We start from the raw sequence: 18,684 nt of genomic DNA on the forward strand, positions 1-18,684 counted from the left end.
CGGCCCACAACCCCTAGGAGGCTACGCCGCGCGCCTTGGCCGACGGCGAGCGCTCAGGCCGTCGGCGAGCAGACGCGGCGACGCCCGGGTCTGCCCCGGAGCCGCGACTTCGAAACAACGCGCCCGCCACGACTGCTCCCAGCGCCATGGCAGCGAGCAGGATCGCGAAGCCGCCCGGCGCGACGCCGAACTCGACGCCGCGAGCGGCGCTCCAGCCGGCGTGCCCGACGCCCTGCAGCACGAGGTCTTCGGCGTCGGAACCCCCGAGCATCACGATCAAGAAGGCCAGGAGGATTGCGTCGAGCCCAGCCAAGAGACCGGCCAGGCCGCCTCCGACGAAGGCGAAGGACAGGCGCCGCCTCGGGACGGCCTGAAGTGACGTCGACATGAGCCTCCTCGGATTCGACAATGCGACATCCAATATGCTACATGACTCAGCCGTCGATGGCCAGGCTTTTCCGGAAGCGCAGATAGCTGATCTCTTCGAGATCTCCGTCCAGGTCGAACAAGGGTCGATACCCCAGCGCCAGATAGAGCCCCACGGCCTCCGGCTGGCGCGCACCCGTCGTCAGGGCGATGGTGGTGTAGCCGCGCCTGGCCGCTTCGGTCTCCAGCTCGGCCATGACGCGCCGACCGTATCCGTGCCGTCGATGGTCGGGGTGGGTCCAGATGCGTTTCATCTCGGCGGTCGTCTCGTCTTCTCGCAGGAAGGCTCCTCCGGCCAGCGCCTCGCCGTCGCGCTCGAGGATCAGGAACGCGCCGCCCCTGGCCTCCGTGAAGAGGTCGGCGGGGTAGCGGCTCAGCTCGACGGACGACGGGATCCCGTCGTTCAATCCGTACCGCTCGTCGTAGTCGCGCCCCAGGTCCGCGACGAGCGGCGCCGCGAGCGCGGAGTCGGGGCTCGTCCAGGTGACGCGTGGGACGGCGGGCCGTCGGCCTTGGGCGGGGGTGGCGGCGGCAGCGGGCTGTCCGGCGTGGCCGGGGTGGCCGGGCTCGGCGGTAGCGGTGGGCTGTCCGGCGTGGCCGGGGTGGCCGGGCTCGGCGCCGACCGGCTCTCCGGCGAGGCCGGGCTCGGCGGCGGCCGGCTCTTCGGGCTGCGGCGCGGTGGAACTCATGCGCCGACGCTAGATGGGGCCGCCGCCGCGCGTCAATTCGCGTGACTCCGTGCTGCTGCTTCGGGCCTCGACCCCCGTGTCGCCGAGATTGCAGTTCGGTCGTCTGTTCGGCCGGCACAGGCGGCTCAACCGTGACCTCACCACGCGCGACGCCCGCACTCGCGCCCGAGATCGCAGCAACTGTCGCCTCGCCGGCCCGCACCCGACATCTACAGCGATCTCACGCGCAGCCGGGAGTGCGGCTCCCCGGCGCCAGGCAGTTCCAGCCGCCGAGATCGCCCTCGAGCCCAACCCCGCGTCAGCGCAGGCGGCCCACCTGCGGCTTCGCTACCGCGCCACCGCGCGCGGCGACCCGCCGCCCCGCACCCCCGCAGCCCCGTAGCCCGACAGCCCACAGGCAGCGCGATCTCGCGCACGCGGGCAGCCGGACCGGGGAACCGCGGCGGGCGGCGGCGACTCAGCGCCAGTCGTCGGGCGGGACGGACTCGTCGTAGGGGTCGTCAGGTGGCGCATCGGGCCAGCCGGCGTCGTCGAGAGCCGGATCGGGGTCGGGCGAGAAACTCGAGACCGGCGAAGAAGACGCGGCCGCGGCCGCACCGTTCCGCCTGCTGCGCGGAGCCGGGCCACCGCGCGTCGAACCACCGGCCAGCGAGCCACCGGCGCCCGAACCACCCGAAGCACCGCTTCGCGCCCCGGCGCCAGCACGTGCACCCGCACCCGCGCTCCCGCCAACACCAGCACCAGCACCAGCACCAGCACCAGCACCACCAACGCCAGCACCAACACCACCACCAGCACCAGCACCAGCACCACCACCACCACCACCACCACCACCACCAGCAACGGCCTCCGGCGCACCACCGGCCACGAGGTCGAGCAGCTGCTGGCCGTAGGTGTCGAGCTTCTTCTGGCCGACGCCGGAGATGGCGGCGAGCTGGTCGAAGGAGGTGGGCTGGGCGGCAGCGACGCCGCGAAGGGTGACGTCGCCGAAGACGACGTAGGCCGGCACGCCGGAGGCCTTGGCCGTGAGAGAGCGCCACGACCTCAGCGACTCGAACAGGGGAACGGCCGAGGCGGGCAGGTCGACGGGCGCCGAGGAACGACCGCGGCCGGTGCGGGACGACCGCGCAGCGCGCGCCGGCTCTTTGCGGAGGCGCACGGGTCGGGAACCGCCGAGCACGGCCGTCGAGCCCTCGGTCAGGAGCAGCGTGCCGTAGCCGTCGGGCGACACCGCGAGGAGTTCTTGCGCGAGGAGCTGGCGGACGACGCCGCGCCACTCGACGTCGCTCAGTTCGGTGCCGATGCCGAAGGTCGAGAGGGCGGAGTGGCCGTTCTGTTCCATGCGCGGGGTGTTCTTGCCCAGCAGGATGTCGATGAGGTGGCCGGCGCCGAACTGCTGGTTGCGCTCGCGCTTGAGGCGGACGATGGTCGACAGGAGTTTCTGCGCCGGAACCGTGCCGTCGACGGCGGTCGGCGGGTTGAGGCAGGTGTCGCAGTTACCGCAGGCGGTGGACGCCTGGCCGAAGTACCCGAGGAGCTGCACGCGCCGGCACTCGACGGTCTCGCAGAGGGCGAGCATCGCGTCGAGGTGCACGCTGAGCTTGCGGCGGTGCTCGGCGTCGCCTTCGGACTGGTCGATCATCCGGCGTTGCTGCATGACGTCTTGCAGGCCGTAGGCGAGCCAGGCGGTCGAGGGCAGGCCGTCACGGCCGGCGCGGCCGGTCTCTTGGTAATACCCCTCGACGGACTTGGGCAGGTCGAGGTGAGCAACGAAACGCACGTCGGGCTTGTCGATGCCCATGCCGAAGGCGACCGTGGCGACCATGACGATGCCGTCTTCGCGGAGGAACCGCGACTGGTTTCGCTGGCGGGTGCCGGCGTCGAGACCCGCGTGGTACGGCAGCGCCGGGATGCCGTTGGCGACGAGCGCCTGGGCCGTCTTCTCGACGGAATTGCGCGAGAGGCAGTAGACGATGCCCGCGTCGCCCGCGTGCTCGGTCTGGATGAGGCGCAGGACCTGCTTCAGCGGCTGGTCTTTCGCCTCGATGCGGTACTGGATGTTGGGCCTGTCGAAGTCGGCCACGAAATGCGCAGCCCCGTCGAGCTGCAGCCGCGACGAGATCTCGCGGTGAGTCTGCTCGGTCGCGGTCGCCGTGAGAGCGATGCGCGGCACGGCGGGCCAGCGCTCGTGCAGCACCGAGAGCTCGAGGTAGTCGGGGCGGAAGTCGTGCCCCCACTGCGCGACGCAGTGCGCCTCGTCGATGGCGAAGAGGGCGATCGTGCCCTGGTCGAGCAGCTGCTTGGTCGACTCGAGCTTGAGGCGCTCGGGCGCGAGATAGAGCATGTCGAGCTCACCGGAGCGGAAAGCCTGTTCGACCAGGCGACGGGCGTCAGGATCTTGGGTGCTGTTCAGGAAGGCCGCGCGGACGCCGACGGCCTCGAGGGCGTCGACCTGGTCTTGCATGAGGGCGATGAGCGGCGAGACGACGATGCCGACGCCGTCGCGGACGAGCGCGGGCACCTGGTAGCAGAGCGACTTGCCGCCACCGGTGGGCATGAGAACGAGCGCGTCGCCGCCCGAGACGACCTGGTCGATGATGGCCGCCTGATTGCCGCGGAACGCGTCGTACCCGAACACTCTGTGGAGCACGTCGAGGGGCTGCGGGGAGCCCGGCCGATCGTCGAGGGTACTGGTGGAAGTCACTCGGCGAGTTTAGGAGAGACCACCGACGTGGCGCCCGGGTTGTCCACAGGGCTGACGCGTTCGGGCTCGTGCTTGCGGGCGACCCAGGTCACCATCAGGACGTAGGCCGCCGACGAGATCACCGTGATGGCCGCACCCGCGGGCGATCCGTCCGACTGGGACGTCGCCACGACCGGAGCCGCGAGGATGAAGACCAGGAGATTGTTGAGCACGTGGCCGACGAGGCCGGCCTCGAGACCACCGGTCCGCCAGGTCAGGTAGGCGAACGACACGCCCAGCGCGGCGACGTCGAGCTTGCCCCACGCGTTGTAGTTGTGGGCGAACGCGAAGCCCACGGTCGGCACGACGATGCCGACGACCGGCCACCGGAACCAGGAGCCGAAGGTCTGCATGCCGAAGCCGCGGAAGGCGAATTCCTCGCCGGCCGACTGAAGAGGCACGAAGAGCAGGATCAGCAGGATCGAGACCAGGAGGGGAACGAGCGGCGTCGCCTGCCCGCTGCTGTTCGATTCGCCCTGCCACGACGCCGGCACCGCGTAGTTCAGGCCGAAGGTCACGGCCAGGTAGACGAGCCCGGGCACGATGCACCGGGCGAGCCAGCGCCAGCGGATCCTGCCCCTGACGGAAGCGAGGGTTCCGAACGAGCCGAGCCCCAGGATCCTGACCGCGATGATCACCGAGGGCAGCATCGTCGCGAGGGAGCCGAGCGTGAACAGCATCACGAGCGGGTTCGAGGCGTCTTGCTGGTTGTGGTTCCAGGCCTTCAGAAGCTCGGTGCGGGCCCCTGCGCCGCCGACGGAACCGACGATCAGCAGCACGATCCACTGGTAGACGATCTGCAGCGCGTAGTAGAACCCGATGCCCACGACGAACGCGACCAGCGGCTTCCACCAGCGGTAGGTCGACCGGGCGCGGAACAGCCGGTGGTAGGCGAGACTCACCCACCGAGGGTAGCGCGCAGGATCGGGAGGCTCCCGTGCCCGGGTGGTCCCGCCCGCTCGGCGCGGGGCCGCTCAGTCGGCGATCAGGCGCTTGCCGAAGCCGAGGGCTCCGTCGGGGGTGAAGCCCAGGTGCTCGTAGAAGCCGATGACCCGGTCGTTGCCCGAACGGATCTGGATGTTGATCTTGGGGCAGCCGAGCTCGAGCAGCAGGCGCTCGGCCTCTGCCATCAGCTGCGCACCGAGCCGCTCGCCCTGGTGGTCGGGCGCGACGGCCACGTAGTACACCCAGCCCCGGTGGCCGTCGTAACCGGCCATGGCGGTCGCGATGAGGGGATCCTGGTCGCCTGCGCCGTCGACGCCGACGAGGAAGAGCTCGCGCTGGACGCGGAGTTTGCGAGCGATGTCTCGGCGAGGGTCGTTCCACGGGCGGGTGAGGCCGCAGGTCTCCCACAGCGCGACGACGGTTTCGGTGTCTTCCTCACGGAACGGGCGGATCAGCATCGCTCCATTCTGCCCGGTGGCAGAGCCGCTCTGCCTGGTGGCAGAGCCGCCGAGCGCGGCGCCGGACCTCCCGGCGCCCGATCCCGTCGCCGTCAGACGCCGGCCGTCGACGTCAGGACCGAGGAACCGTCGGGGCGCCGGCGCACCTCGATGCGGTCGGCGATCCGCTGTTTGAGATCTTCGACGTGGCTGACGATTCCGACGACTCGACCCGAGGCGGAGAGCCGCCCCAGCTCGGACATGACCGAGTCGAGCGTCTCGGGGTCGAGCGTGCCGAAGCCCTCGTCGACGAACAGCGTGCCGAGGTCGATGCCACCGGCCTCGGCCTGGACGACGTCGGCCAGGCCGAGGGCGAGGCTGAGCGAGGCGTAGAACGTCTCGCCACCGCTGAAACTCTTCGGATCGCGCGTGGTGTCGGTCGCGTTGTCGCGGATCGCGAGCGCGAGTCCGGTCTTGCGAGCTCGCGAAGAGGTCTCGCGGTCGGAGGCCTCGAGCTGGTAGCGGCCGCTCGACATGACTCCCAAGCGGGAGTTGGCGGCAGCGACGACGTCGTCGAAGCGCCGCAGGAGGACGTAGGTGCCGAGCGTGACGCCGGTGCGGTTCTCGGGGCCGGCGGCGGCAGCGACGTCGGCCATTCGGACCACGGCGCGCGTCTCGGCAGCGACGGACTGCTCGGCGGTGAGAGCCGCGTCGAACGCCCGGAGAGCACGGTCGGAGCGCTCGGCGCGGTCGAGGGCGACGGCGGCCTCGTCGGCCAGCACGGAGGCGACGGACGACGCCTCGGCCGCTGCCGCCGCGGCGGCCTCGACGTCGGGGTGCTCGTCGCCGGTCAGCTCGGCCACGTCGGGTGCGGCGAGCCCGGCTGCGACGACCGCCGACTCGCGGTCGTACTCGCCGACGCTCGCCTCGAGGCGGCGGAGCTCGACGGGGTCGACCAGCGCGGCGGCCGCCTCAGCGGCGGAGTCGAATTCGGCCCTCTCGACGGCAGCGGCGAGTTCGGCCGCGCGTTCGCGCTGATCGTCGCCAGCACGGTCGAGGGCGCGACGGGCGTCGACGAGCGTCGTGCACGCCCCTCGCTCTCGGCGTGCGGCGTCGACGAGAGCCACGATGTCGGTGCCGGGCGGGTGATCGGCGAGCGCCGCCGCAACCGCCCCGGTGGACTCGTCGATCGCCTCCCAAACGCCGTCGAGACGAGCGGACTCGGCAGCCAGCGCGACCCGAGAAGCCTGCAGGATCTCGCTCGCACGGCCCGTCTCGGCGTCGAACGTCGCGACCTCGGCCACAAGCCGGTCGTGCGCTTCGACGGCATCCTCGGCCGTCGCGAGCGCGGCCCGCGCGCCGGCGAGCCGCTGGTCGGCCGCAGCTTCGAGGGCAGCGATGTCGACGGCTTCTGCGGCGTGAGCCATGCCCGCGACCGGATCGCCGGGGGCGGCTTCGTCGGCGGTCTTGTCGTCGGCTGTCCTGGTGTCCGCGATCCGGTCGTCGACGACGTTGCCAGGGGTCGCGTCAGTGACGCTCTCGTCGAGGATGCTGCCGTCGGCGACGCTCCGGTCGGCGACAACAGCGCTCTCGCGAGCGGCCGCCACGGCGTCGGCGAGACGGCCGGCCAGGGCGCTCGCCTCGTCGCGCGCTTCTCCGAGGCTCCGCTCGGCGGCGCCCCGGTGGGCCTCTGCCCGCTCGACATCGTCGGACGTGGGGTGGTCGTCGACGAGCGGGGCCGGGGCGGGATGGGCGGTCGCGCCGCACACCGAACACGGTTCGCCGTCGACGAGAGCCAGAGCGAGTTCGCCGGCCATGCCGGTGATCCGGCGTCGACGGAGCGCGGTCTCTGCGTCGACCGCCGCGTGGGCGTGCGCGGCCGCATCGGCCACGCGCGCCGAGGCGTCTGCGGCAGCCACCCGCAGCTCGGCGAGTCGACGCACTCGGTCGAGTGCCGCCAGCGCCTCCCGCAGCGCCGTCCGGGCGGGGTCGAGCGCGCCGGCGCTCGTTGCCGCTGCCTCCACCGACTCGGCGAGTTCGACACGAGTAAGCGCGCGCCTCGCGAGCGCCTCCCCGTCTGCGGCCAGGCCGTCGCGCCTGACGCCGAGGGCAGCGACGTCGCGCTCGTGCGCCGCCCGCCGGTCGCCGAGGGTCGCCTCGACGGCAGCGAGGGCCTGCAGGCGTTCAACATCGGCCACAGCCCGGTCGCGCCGTTCGACCAGCTGATCGAGAGCCAGGGCGGCCAGGGCAGGATGCTCCGCCTCGGCACGCGAGAACACCTCACCCGCCCGTTCGAGAGCACTCGAAGCCGCAGCGAGGGCGGCCGCGGGCCCCTGCGCCGGTGCTGCGCGTCGACCGCCCTCGAGGCGGGACCGCTCGTCGTCGACATCCTCGTGGATCGCGGTCAGCGCGAGCCGACGATCGAGCAGGACGGCTCGCCGAGTCAGCGCCTCGGCGAGCTTCACCTGGGCCGACCGCGCGACTTCTGCGGCGTCTCGTGCGGCCCGCGCCTCATCGCGGAGCGCGGTCGCGGCGACAGCGGCGGCACCGAACGACTGGACGGCGTCGCGGGCCTCGGCGGCCTCGAGTTCGTCGTCGCCCGCGGCCCCGCGGAGCCCGGCGAGCGCCTCGGCGACGGCCACCTCGGCCGCCGCGACGGACGCGTGGGCCGCGCGACGCCTGGCCACCAGTTCGTCGGTCGTGCGGTCGTAGATCTCGGTGCCGAACAGCGACTGCAGCACCAGCCGTCGGTCTTCACCGCTGGCGCCGAGGAAGCGCGCGAACTCCCCTGCGGAAGCACGATCGTCTGGAGGAACTGCTCTTTCGTGAGCCCGATGATCCTGCGGATCTCGACTCCGACCTCTTGTGCGCGCGACGAGAGGGGTTCGCCGTCTGTCGCGTCGGGGCTCGCGAGGCGCACGAGTGTCACGGCCTGGTTGACCCGGGTCGTGCCTGTTCCGCGGGTCTTGGGGCGGTCCCATGCCGGGGTGCGACGAATGCGGTGGACGCCGGACGTCGTCTCGAAGACGAGCTCGACGTACGGCTCGACGGTCGGTGCGGCGTGATGGCTGTGGAGCCGGTCGTCGCTCGACGAGGAGCCGGCGAGCCCGCCGTAGAGGGCGAAGACGATCGCGTCGATGATGGTCGACTTGCCGCTGCCCGTCGGCCCCTCGAGAAGGAAGACGCCGGAGGCGCCGAGCGCCGCGAAGTCGATGGAGTACTCGGCCGCATAGGGGCCGACGGCGCGCAGGGTGAGCCGATGGAGATCCATCAGAGGCTCGTCTCGCGCGCGAGCGCCGTCTCGTAGGCCGTGCGCAGGACCGCCGCCTCGGTCTCGGTGGGTGCGCCGCCCGTGGCGAAGGCGACGAAGTCGACCGCGACCTCGACCGGGTCGGCGTCGGCCGCGACCGCTCGGCGATCGCTCACGGAGACCCCGCCGACGGGGGTGTGCTGGATGGCGAGGGCGTAGGGGAAGTGGTCGCGCACGAGGGCGTGGAGGTTCGCAGGATGCACGGGGTCGGTCACGAACACCCGAAGCCAGGCGTCGCGCAGGTCGTCGAACTCACCGCCGAGCAGGGTCGCCAGATCGCCGGTCACTTCGGCCAGCCGCCGGGGTACCGGAGCCGGGATCAACTCGACCTCGACTCGACCGTCTGAATCGAGGTCGACGAGGGCCGACGACTTGACCTGGTTCTTCTCTCCGAAGGAGAAGGCCAGAGGCGAGCCCGAATACCGGATGACGGGAGAGCCCGTGCCGATCGACTGCGCCCCGTGGAGGTGCCCGAGCGCCACGTAGTCGAAGCCCTCGAACGACGACGACGGCACGGAGTCGACCCCGCCCACGCGGATGTCTCGCTCGCTCTCGCTAGCGGTGCCACCCACGACGAAGGCGTGGGCCAGGACGACGGAACGCGTACCAGGACGCGTCGCGAGGTCGGCCCGCACCCGGTCGAGCGCCGCCGTGACGACGGCGTCGTGCGAACGCGCCAGCGGTTCGTCACCGTCGGCCGCGAGCAGTCCGCGCACCGAATCGGGGTCGAGGTAGGGCAGTCCGTAGAAGGCGACCGGGCCGTCGCCATCGGAGACGACGACGGGTTCGTCGAGCGCCTCGACCGACGCGAGCAGGTGGACGCCGTCGCGCATGAGCCCGGCGCCGAAACCGAGTCGCACGGCGGAGTCGTGGTTGCCCGGCGTGACGACGACGGTGGCCGCCTCGCTCAGGCGCCCGAGCGCCTCCGACAGCAGCCGAACGGTCGGAACCGCGGGAATCGCTCGATCGTAGACGTCGCCCGCGACGAGCACGACGTCGACCTCGCGCTCGCGCACGACCTCGACGAGGTGATCGAGAAACGCTCGCTGGTGCTCGAGCAGGTCGACGCCGTGCAGGGTGCGCCCCAGGTGCCAGTCGCTGGTGTGCAGGATGCGCAAGCGGTCGCCTCTCGAGATCGGAACGCTCGTCACTGTACCCAGCCCCGCCGACATCGCTGCTCGCCCGACAGGAGCAGTGGGCACCGCTCGCGGGCGGGGCAGGAGGCGCTCTCCGCGCCGAGTGCGCCGACCGCGGGCGACAATGGGCACCGCTCGCGGGCGGGGCAGGAGGCGCTCTCCGCGCCGAGTGCGCCGACCGCGGGCGGCAGTGGGCACCTCTCGCGGGCGGGGCAGGAGGCGCTCTCCGCGCCGAGTGCGCCGACCGCGGGCGGCAGTGGGCACCTCTCGCCGGCGGTGAGATCCCCGTATCCCGCCCTCGACGCCCTCGGCCAGCACGGGGTGATGAGGTGTTGTTCCTGCGGTGTCACCTGTGAGAGGTGCTGGGCTGAGTTGTGCGTGCGTGACGCGGTCCGCTGCCCATCGCGGGGACAGGTGAGGCGGGTTGGCCGCCGCCTCGTCGGCTCCGTGCTCGCTCCGGTGGCGTCTACCGACTCACCGCGCTCGCTCTGCCCGCCTGCCGACGGGCGGCTTTCAATCGGCCAGATCGGCCTCCCAGTTCGCCTGCTGGATCAGGACGTCGAGCTCACGGAGGCGCCGAGCGACGTCGTCGGCCTGCGATCGGACGGCTGCCGTGGGCAGGGCCGAGATCTGCCGCAGCTCGCTGCGAAGCTGACGGTAGCCGCCGAACTCTCCGGCGCCCGCGGCGGCGTCTGCCGCGGCGACGAGCACGGCGTGCCGGGTGCGGAGGACGTCGCGGTGCGCGAGGGCCTCGGTCATGGTGCGGCCGTCGTCGAGGATGGTCGAGGCGTTCGTGAGATTGACCGCGACGACGAGCTGCTCGAGCGCGTCGAGCACCCCGCCGATCTCGGTGAGCAGTGCGCCGGCGTCTTCGCCGGGTTCTTCGCCCTCCTGGTACCGCGCGTTGCTGACGATCCGCTGGCGCAACTGTTCGACGCGCTTCTGCAGATCTGCCCGGTTGATGAGTGCTTCGGCGAGCTTCATGCCAGCATCCTGGCACGACCCGGTGGCCGAGCGCTGCCCTCGTTCGGGGTATTTCGATTGTCGAGTAATCAGCTAGACTAAGATATCTCGATGTTCGAAGCACTTTCGCCCCAGGAGAAGCCATGACCACCAGCGAGGCACACAAGCTCACGCCGGCCACCGCTGTGCCGTCGACCACGTCCGCCTCCGATGAGAAGCTCGGCGAGCTCCTCCACTCGTTCCGGCTCATGCAGTTGCAACACGGGCGCGTGATCATCCACAAGAGCGAAGAACTCGCGATGGGAGCCACCGACATCCGCGCCCTGTTCTTCATCGCCGAAGCCGGCGAGCACGGCGCGACGCCGAAACAGGTCGCCGAGTTCCTCGAGCTGTCCACCGGTGCCACGACGAGCCTCGTCGACCGCATGGTCGAAGCCGGCACGCTCTTTCGCGAGGCTCACCCGACCGACCGGCGCAGCGTGATCCTGCAGGTCACTCCCGGCGGTCACGCCGCTGTCGCGACCGTGGCCGACGTCTACCGCTGCGCTCTCGCCCGCGTCATCCCCGAGGCGTCCTTCGACGCGATGTCGCAGCTGTTCCGCGACCTGGCCGCGGCGCTGACGGCCGGCTCGGGGTCCTCCGAGCCGTCAGAGAGCTGAGGGGCGCCCCCTCTCGCACGCGGGCGGCGATCTGAACGGCTGTCGGCGGCCGGTCGTAGCGTAGGTGCATGACGCCTGCCGAACTCCTCATCGAATCGTTCACTCGCATCCCCTCGATCATCGACCGCGCGACGGCCGATCTCGACGCTCAGCAGCTCTCCGCACGCCCCGGCCCCGGCACCAACACGATCGCGTGGCTCGTTTGGCACACTGCGCGCGGCCAAGACGTCCAGATCGCCGACCTCCAGGGTTCCGACGAGGTCTGGACGACCGACGGCTGGTACGACCGCTTCGAGTTGCCGTTCGGCCCCGACGAGATGGGCTACGGCATGAGCGCCGGCGACGTCGCGCGCGTCGTCGCCACTGCCGACCTCCTCACGGGCTACCTCGACGCGGTCACCGCTCGCACTCGTGGCTACCTGGAGGGCCTCACCGAGGCCGATCTCGACGACGTCGTCGACCCCGGCTGGAATCCCCCGGTCACCCGCGGCGTGCGCCTCGTCAGCATCGTGGACGACTGCGTGCAGCACGCCGGCCAGGCCAGCTACGCGCGCGGCATCCTCGACCGGCTGTAGCGGCGTCCCGCATTTCCGTGCGCCGGGGCCGCAGGATCCCGTGCTACCGCAACGAGTGGGTTGATTTGCTCGCTCCGAGCGCAGAAAGCGTGCATTTCCGCCCTTTCGCCGCGCCACCGCAGGGGCAGAGGCAAACGAAGGGCAGGGGCAGGGGCATGCCCAGACGCAGAACGGGCGCCCACCCCGCTTTCGCGAAGGGGACGCCCGTCGAGGCGAAGCGCCGGCTAGGCGCCGGCGAGCTCGTCGAGGAGCACGTCGCCGGGGCGGACGTCGACCATCTTCGCCTTGATCTCGGCGCGGTCGAGGAGCTCTTCCATCCGGCGACGGCGAGCGCGCGTGATCAGCGTGACGACGGTGCCCTCCTTGCCGGCGCGGCCGGTGCGGCCGGAGCGGTGCATGTAGGTCTTGTACTCGTCGGGAGCGTCGGCCTGGATGACCAGCTCGATGTCGTCGACGTGGATGCCGCGGGCAGCGACGTCGGTTGCGACGAGCACGTTGACGCGACCCGAGGTGAGCAGTTGGAGGTTGCGCGTGCGTCGCGACTGGTTCAGGTCTCCGTGGAGGCTGGTCGACGCGATCCCGGCGTCTTCGAGCTGATCCGCGAGCTGCTCGGCGAAGGCGCGGGTACGAGCGAAGACGAGGGTCTTGCCCTTGCCCTGGGCGAGCTGCTCGATGATGGCGCTCTTGTCGCGCTGCTCGATGAGGAGCACGCGGTGATCGATCGTCGAGGAGGCCTGGTCTTCACCGGCGACCTCGTGGACGGCCGGGTCGGTCAGGAACTCGTCGACCAGCTTGGCCACGCCCTTGTCGAGGGTGGCGCTGAAGAGGAGCTTCTGAGCGCGCGCACCGTGACGGGTGACCGTCGCGGTCTCGCGGAGGATGCGCTGCACCGGCTCGAGGAAGCCGAGGTCGCACATGTGGTCGGCCTCGTCGAGGACGGTCACGGTGACCTCGCTCAGGTCGAGACGGCCCTGCTCGATGAGGTCTTCGATGCGCCCGGGAGTCCCGATGACGATGTCGACGCCGCGCTGGAGGGAGTGGACCTGGCGCTGCTGCGGAACGCCGCCGTAGATCTGAGTCGTGAAGAGACCGACGGAGCGAGCGATCGGCTGCACCGTGTTGTCGATCTGCATCGCGAGCTCACGAGTCGGCGCGAGGATCAGCGCGCGGGGCTTCCGGCCCATCTTGCGGTCCTTGGCGCCGCCGTGCTCGAGGAGCTTCTCGGCCAGCGGTGCGCCGAAGGCGATGGTCTTGCCGGAGCCGGTGCGGCCGCGGCCGAGGACGTCCTTGCCTGCGATGACGTCGGGGATGGTCGCCGCCTGGATCGGGAACGGCGACGGCGCGCCCATCGCGATCAGCTGACGGGTCAGGTTGTCGCCGAGGCCCAGGTCGCCCCAGGTCTTGCCCGCGACCTCGCCGGCCGTGATGACCTCGGCCTGGAGCTTCTCGAGCTTCACGTCGTCTTCGGGGGTGAAGTGCGTATCGCGCTTCGGGTAGTAGTCGCTGCTGCGGCTGTCGCGGTCGGTGCGAGCCGCGCGGCCGCTGCCGTCGAAACGGTCGTTGCGGGGCGCACGGTCTTCGCGGTCGAAGGAGCGGGCCGGGCGGTCGTCGCGAGCCGGACGGCTGCTGCGCTCGTCGCGGTCGTAGGACCGGGCCGGGCGGTCGTCGCGAGCCGGACGGCTGCTGCGCTCGTCGCGATCGTAGGAGCGGGCCGGGCGGTCGTCGCGAGCCGGACGGCTGCTGCGCTCGTCGCGGTCGAAGCTGCGGGCCGGGCGGTCCGAGCGTGCGGGACGGTCGTCGCGGTCGGTGCGAGCCGGGCGGCTGCTGCCGTCGAAACGGTCGTTGCGGGGCGCACGGTCGTCGCGGTCGTAGGAGCGGGCCGGGCGGTCGTCGCGGGGCGGGCGGTTGCCGCGCTCGTCACGGTCGACGCCGCGGGCCGGACGCGTGTCGCGGTCGTAGCCGCGCGCCGGGCGGTCGGCGCGGTCGTTACGGGCCGGGCGGTCACGGTCGAACGAGCGAGCAGGACGATCGTATCCGCGGGCGGCACGGTCGGCGCGGTCGATGGAACGGGCCGGGCGGTCGAAGCGGTCGTCGCGGGGAGCGCGGTCGTCGCGGGCCGGACGCGAGTCACGGTCGTAGCCGCGGGCCGGACGCTCGTAGCGGTCGGTGCCGCGGGCGCCGTTGCGGGCGTCGCGGTCCTCGCGGTTGCCGCCGAAGCGAGGGTTCGAACCGGCGGGCTTGCGCGGTTCCCAGTTGGGGCGACCGGCGCCTCGGGTGTCACTGCGGCCGGCGTCACCGGAGCGGTTGTTGCCACGGGCGTCGCGGTCGGCGGCGTCCCAGCGCTTCTTGACGGGAGCGCCCTCGGCCTCGGGGCGGTACCCGCGGTGCTTGGGGCTCTTCGATCCTGATTTCGGAGCCGATCGGTCGGACTTGGGGCGCGCGGAGGCGGACTTGTCGTAAGGAGACATGGTTCTTCCTGGGTTCTGTCAGGTGACGCAATAAATGAAAAGCACCCGGGCAGCCATTGGCCAGGGACCGTTCGCGGTAGTTAAATGGTCACCGCGTGATTTCGTCTCAGCAGATCGCTGAGATTCCGGCCCCGGAGACATACAAACCCAACCGCGGCATCCCGCGGTGTCTCGAGCCGACTTGCCTACGTTACTCGACGCCTGTCCCCCGATCAAGTGGGCGGGCTACAACGGAGGGATGACCGAACTCCTCGTCCGGCAGGGCGACATCACCGTCTATCCCACCGACGTCATCGTGAACGCGGCCAACTCGAGTCTCCTCGGCGGCGGGGGCGTGGACGGCGCCATCCACCGCGCGGCAGGGCCCGAGCTCCTCGTCGAATGCCGCCGGATCGGAGGCTGCCCGACCGGCGATGCCAGAATGACCGGTGCCTACGGCATCACGACGGCCCGCAGGATCATCCACACGGTCGGCCCCGTCTATCGGAGCCACTCCCCCGCCGAAGCGTCGCGACTCCTCGCCTCCTGCTACAGCCGGTCCCTCGAGCTCGTGGCGGGCGGCGGGTTCGAATCGGTCGCCTTCCCGTCGATCTCGACCGGCGTCTACGGCTACCCGGTCACGCAGGCAGCTGGTGTGGCCGTAGCCGCCGTCCGCGCGTGGCTCGCGGCCCACCCGGCGACGAGCGTCAGCCGCGTGACCCTGGTCGCCCACAGTGCCGCCGACCTCGACGTGCTGACGGCCGCCGTCGCCTGATGTGCGGTCGGGCACCGTGCCCTGGTGCCTGGTCCGACGGAGATCTCGCGAGATGGCTGGTTCTGTCGGGACAGCTCGCCGCACCCGACAGAACCAGCCATCTCACGGCCCGACGCGCTCCGCGGGCGCCCGCCGACGACCGAGGGGCGGCGGGATCGCACGTCGACCGGCCCGACGCGACCGTCGCACGACCCAACGGCGATCCCGGCGAGCTAGTCCGCGGCCTCCGACGAAGCAGCAGCAGTAGCAGTAGCCCGACGATCAGCCCGCTTCTCGCGCGAGTGCTCGTAGAGGTAGTAAAGAATCGGCAGGACGATCAGCGTCAGCACCGTCGACGACACCAGGCCGCCGATCACGACGATGGCGAGCGGCTGGGAGATGAAACTGCCGTGGCCCGTGAGCCCGAGGGCCAGCGGCGTCAGGGCGAAGATCGTCGCGAGGGCGGTCATCAGGATGGGGCGGAGTCGCCGGGACGTGCCCTCGATGAGCGCCTCGCGCACCCGCAGCCCCTTGCGTCGGTACTGGTTGACGAGGTCGATGAGGACGATCGCGTTCGTCACCACGATTCCCACCAGCATCAGCACGCCGATGAGGGACGGGACGCCGAGGGGGATGTTCGCGATGAGCTGGAGCAGGATCGCGCCGGTGGCCGCGAACGGGATCGACACCAGCAGGAGGAGCGGCTGGAGCAGGCTCTTGAAGGCCGCGACCATGACGATGTAGACGATCAGGATCGCGATGACGAGGGCGATGCCGAGGTCTTGGAAGGCCGTGCCCTGCTGGGCGGTGACGCCGCCGATGGTGGCGTCGGCTCCCTTCGGCAGGCTGACCCCGTCGAGCGCCTTGGTGACCTGCGAGTTGGCCGACGAGAGGTCGTCGGAGGACGGCGTGATCGTGATGGTCGCACTGCGGACGGCGTTCTCGGTGGTGATCGAGGTGGGCCCGTCGGTCTGGCTGACACTCGCGATCGACGAGAGCGGCACGGTGCCCGTCGCCGTCGGGATCTTGATGCCTTTCAGCCCGTCGAGAGTCGTCGGCGGCGCGGTCGGAATGGTGTAGATGTCGACCGTCGATCCGCTGATCTCGAGCGAGCCGATGTCGAACGGCTGGACGGCCTGCGACACGAGGCCACCGACCTCGAGCTCGGTGAGCCCGTACGAGGCCGCTTTCGCCCGGTCGACGACGACACCGATGAGCGGCTGCGCGGCCGCGAGGTTCGACGTGGCGCTCGCGGTCGAGGAAGGCCCTGCATGGCCTTGAGCACACGCTCGGAGGCCGTCTGCAGCGTCGCGGCGTCGTTCGAGGTGACGTCGACCTCGATGTCGTTGCTCGACCCGAAGCCGCTCGACGGTTCGACGGTGATGTCGCCCGCGTCTTTCACCGCGGCGAGCTTCGTGCGCAGCGAGGCCGTCAGGGCGTCCTGGTCGGCGTTCTCGTCGGTGGTGATCTGGTAGGTCACCGTGCTGCCGCCGGTTCCGCCGAAGAAGGACGCGAGGGAGTTGCCGCTCGACCCGATGGTGAGCTGGACCGTCTCGACGCCCTTGGTCGACCCGAGGACCTTCTCGACCTTCTTCGCGGCGTCCGACTGCGTCTGGAGGCTGGATGCGGCCGGGAGCACCTGCGACACGGCCAGCGTGTTCTGCCCGCTGGAGCCGAGGAAGTTCGTCTTGAGGAGCAGCGCCGCGCCACCGGATCCGCCCAGGACCAGGACCGCGACGACGATCGTGACGACCGGATGCCGCAGAGTGCCCGTGAGGATCGGCAGGTAGGCGCGGCGCAGACGATCCAGCCGGTCGGCCGGAGCCCCGGAGCCCGGAGCAGAAGCACCACGAGGACCAGAACGACGGGCACCGGCACCTCCGGCATCAACGCCGCGGCCCCGCCCGTTGACGTAGTCGACGGCGGAGGTCGGCAGGGCGTCTCCTTCGAGCTCGGCCTCGCTCGCGACTGCATCGGCGTGCTTGTGGGCCTTCGGCGCGCGCATGAACCAGTAGCCGAGCACGGGCACGATCGTCAGCGAGACGAAGAGCGACGCGAGCAGCGCGATGACGACCGTCAGGGCGAACGGCCGGAACAGCTCGCCGACCTCGCTCTGCACGAATGCCAGCGGCAGGAACACGACGACCGTGGTGATGGTCGAGGCGGTGACGGCGCCGGCGACTTCGCGCACGGCGGAGGTGATCGCGTGGACGCGGTCGGCGCCCGGCACGAGGTGCCGCTTGATGTTCTCGGTGACGACGATCGAGTCGTCGACGACGCGGCCGATGGCGATGGTGAGAGCACCCAGGGTGAGGATGTTGAGCGTGTAGCCGGTGGCCAGCAGGCCGATGAACGTGATGAGCACGCTGGTCGGGATGCTGATGGCGGTGACCAGCGTCGACCGGATCGAGAGCAGGAAGATCAGGATGATGATCACTGCGAACACGAGACCGAGCAGCCCCTCGGTGGAGAGGCTGTCGATCGACTGCTGGATGAAGGGGGCCTGGTCGAAGACGACGGAGATCTTCGCACCGTCGCCCAGGTTCGTCTCGAGCGAGGGGATCTGATCGCGGATCAGGGTCGACACGTCGACGGTGTTCGACTCGAGCGTCTTGGTGACCGCGACGGTCAGGGCGTCCTTGCCGTCGACGCGCGAGATCGAGGTGACGGGTGCGCTCGTGAGCTTCACCGTGGCGACGTCGCCGATCGTGGTCGGATCGAGGGCGCCCGTCAGCGGCGACTTCGCACCACTCAGGGGCAGCCCCTTCACCTGGTCGACGCCGGTGAGCTTCTGACCCGCCTGAATCGAAAGGGTCTTGCCGTTCTGCGTGATCTGCCCGCCGGGCACCAGGCTGCCGTTGTCGTCGAGGGCGTCTTTGATCGCCGAGGTGGTCAGCCCGACGGCGGCGAGCTTGGACGCCACCGGCTCGATGGTCACGCGCTGGCCGGCGTCGCCGTACACGGAGGCCTGCCGGACGCCGTCGAGTTTCTGGAGGGCAGGCACGGTGATATTGGTGAGGTCGTCGACGAGCTTCTGCTTGTCGGCCGGGCCGCCCGTGACGGCCAGCTGCACGACGGGCAGATCGTCGAGGCTGCCGCTCACGACCTGGGTGTTGACGCTGTCGGGCAGCGAGACGGTGTCGATCGCCTGCTGGATCTTCTCCTCGGTCGCCGCGAGGTCGGTGCCGTAGGCGAAGGAGGCCGAGATGTTGCTCTCGGAGGTCTGCGACGTCGCGGTGGTCGACTGGAGACCGGGGATCACCTGGATCGCCTTCTCGATCGGACTCGAGACGCTGTCGTTCACCACCTGGGGCGATGCGCCGGGGTAGGCGCTCACGATCGCGATCTGCGGGAGCGTGATGTTCGGGATCAGCTCCTGCTTGAGGGAGGTGAGCGCGTAGCCACCGAAGATCGCGACGACGATCGTGATGAGAGCGATGAGCGCCCGGTTGCGCAGGCTGAAGACCGAGAGGAGATGCACGGACGCTCCGGAAGTGAGGAGAGGGAGAGGGGACGGTGCTCTTATCGAACACCCGTGGCGCTGAAGGCTCGCTGAAGCGGCGAGGTCCACTCGGGCCCGATTGGCTCTTGGGCCGCGGC

General features: G+C 70.8%; 11 protein-coding genes and 3 pseudogenes. 3 read left to right on the top strand and 11 right to left on the bottom strand.

Annotated features, from left to right (window positions below; genetic code table 11):
- Window positions 1-13: 13 nt before the first annotated feature.
- The 9 genes and pseudogenes from QUE79_RS01515 to QUE79_RS01555 all read right to left on the bottom strand — a co-directional run bounded on the left by QUE79_RS01515 (window position 14) and on the right by QUE79_RS01555 (window position 10,670).
- Window positions 14-388, bottom strand: coding sequence for a hypothetical protein (locus QUE79_RS01515; RefSeq protein WP_286345112.1), 375 nt, complete (start codon window positions 386-388; stop codon window positions 14-16).
- 46 nt (window positions 389-434) lie between these two features.
- Complete coding sequence (locus QUE79_RS01520; protein ID WP_286345113.1) at window positions 435-1,115, bottom strand: GNAT family N-acetyltransferase; 681 nt, start codon at window positions 1,113-1,115, stop codon at window positions 435-437.
- Window positions 1,116-1,968: 853 nt separating this feature from the next.
- Window positions 1,969-3,819, bottom strand: a pseudogene (gene recQ / locus QUE79_RS01525) (DNA helicase RecQ); the annotation flags it as partial.
- Complete coding sequence (locus tag QUE79_RS01530) at window positions 3,816-4,760, bottom strand: CPBP family intramembrane glutamic endopeptidase (RefSeq protein ID WP_286345114.1); 945 nt, start codon at window positions 4,758-4,760, stop codon at window positions 3,816-3,818. The pseudogene recQ and the gene QUE79_RS01530, both read right to left, overlap by 4 nt.
- 72 nt (window positions 4,761-4,832) lie before the next feature.
- Entirely contained in the window at window positions 4,833-5,261 is a 429-nt protein-coding gene (locus QUE79_RS01535; RefSeq protein WP_286345115.1) for a GNAT family acetyltransferase, read from the bottom strand.
- Window positions 5,262-5,353: 92 nt separating this feature from the next.
- Complete coding sequence (locus QUE79_RS26065) at window positions 5,354-7,981, bottom strand: SbcC/MukB-like Walker B domain-containing protein (RefSeq protein WP_434011024.1); 2,628 nt, start codon at window positions 7,979-7,981, stop codon at window positions 5,354-5,356.
- Between the two features lie 104 nt (window positions 7,982-8,085).
- Window positions 8,086-8,511 (bottom strand): annotated as a pseudogene (locus QUE79_RS26070) (AAA family ATPase); the annotation flags it as partial.
- Window positions 8,511-9,668, bottom strand: coding sequence for an exonuclease SbcCD subunit D (locus QUE79_RS01550; protein WP_286345117.1), 1,158 nt, complete (start codon window positions 9,666-9,668; stop codon window positions 8,511-8,513). The gene QUE79_RS01550 and the pseudogene QUE79_RS26070, both read right to left, overlap by 1 nt.
- A gap of 531 nt (window positions 9,669-10,199) precedes the next feature.
- Window positions 10,200-10,670 (bottom strand): DIP1984 family protein, encoded by a 471-nt coding sequence (locus QUE79_RS01555; RefSeq protein ID WP_286345118.1) that lies wholly within the window; start codon window positions 10,668-10,670, stop codon window positions 10,200-10,202.
- 122 nt (window positions 10,671-10,792) lie between these two features.
- Between QUE79_RS01555 and QUE79_RS01560 the strand changes: the two genes are divergently transcribed.
- Together QUE79_RS01560 and QUE79_RS01565 are read left to right on the top strand one after the other, a co-directional pair.
- A complete protein-coding gene (locus QUE79_RS01560) occupies window positions 10,793-11,308 on the top strand; it encodes a MarR family winged helix-turn-helix transcriptional regulator (protein WP_286345119.1) in 516 nt (171 codons plus the stop codon).
- Between the two features lie 68 nt (window positions 11,309-11,376).
- On the top strand, window positions 11,377-11,883 hold the full coding sequence (locus tag QUE79_RS01565; RefSeq protein ID WP_286345120.1) for a mycothiol transferase: 507 nt from the start codon (window positions 11,377-11,379) through the stop codon (window positions 11,881-11,883).
- 224 nt (window positions 11,884-12,107) lie between these two features.
- On the opposite strand, the gene QUE79_RS01570 is transcribed toward QUE79_RS01565, so the two are convergent.
- On the bottom strand, window positions 12,108-14,351 hold the full coding sequence (locus QUE79_RS01570) for a DEAD/DEAH box helicase (protein WP_286345121.1): 2,244 nt from the start codon (window positions 14,349-14,351) through the stop codon (window positions 12,108-12,110).
- Window positions 14,352-14,589: 238 nt separating this feature from the next.
- Here QUE79_RS01570 and QUE79_RS01575 point away from each other — a divergent pair, with 238 nt between their 5' ends.
- Complete coding sequence (locus QUE79_RS01575) at window positions 14,590-15,105, top strand: macro domain-containing protein (protein WP_286345122.1); 516 nt, start codon at window positions 14,590-14,592, stop codon at window positions 15,103-15,105.
- Between the two features lie 212 nt (window positions 15,106-15,317).
- Here QUE79_RS01575 and QUE79_RS25035 read toward each other — a convergent pair.
- Window positions 15,318-18,565, bottom strand: a pseudogene (locus tag QUE79_RS25035) (efflux RND transporter permease subunit).
- Window positions 18,566-18,684 lie beyond the last annotated feature (119 nt).

Source organism: Frondihabitans sucicola, from assembly GCF_030296615.1.
Taxonomy (GTDB): Bacteria; Actinomycetota; Actinomycetes; order Actinomycetales; family Microbacteriaceae; genus Frondihabitans; species Frondihabitans sucicola.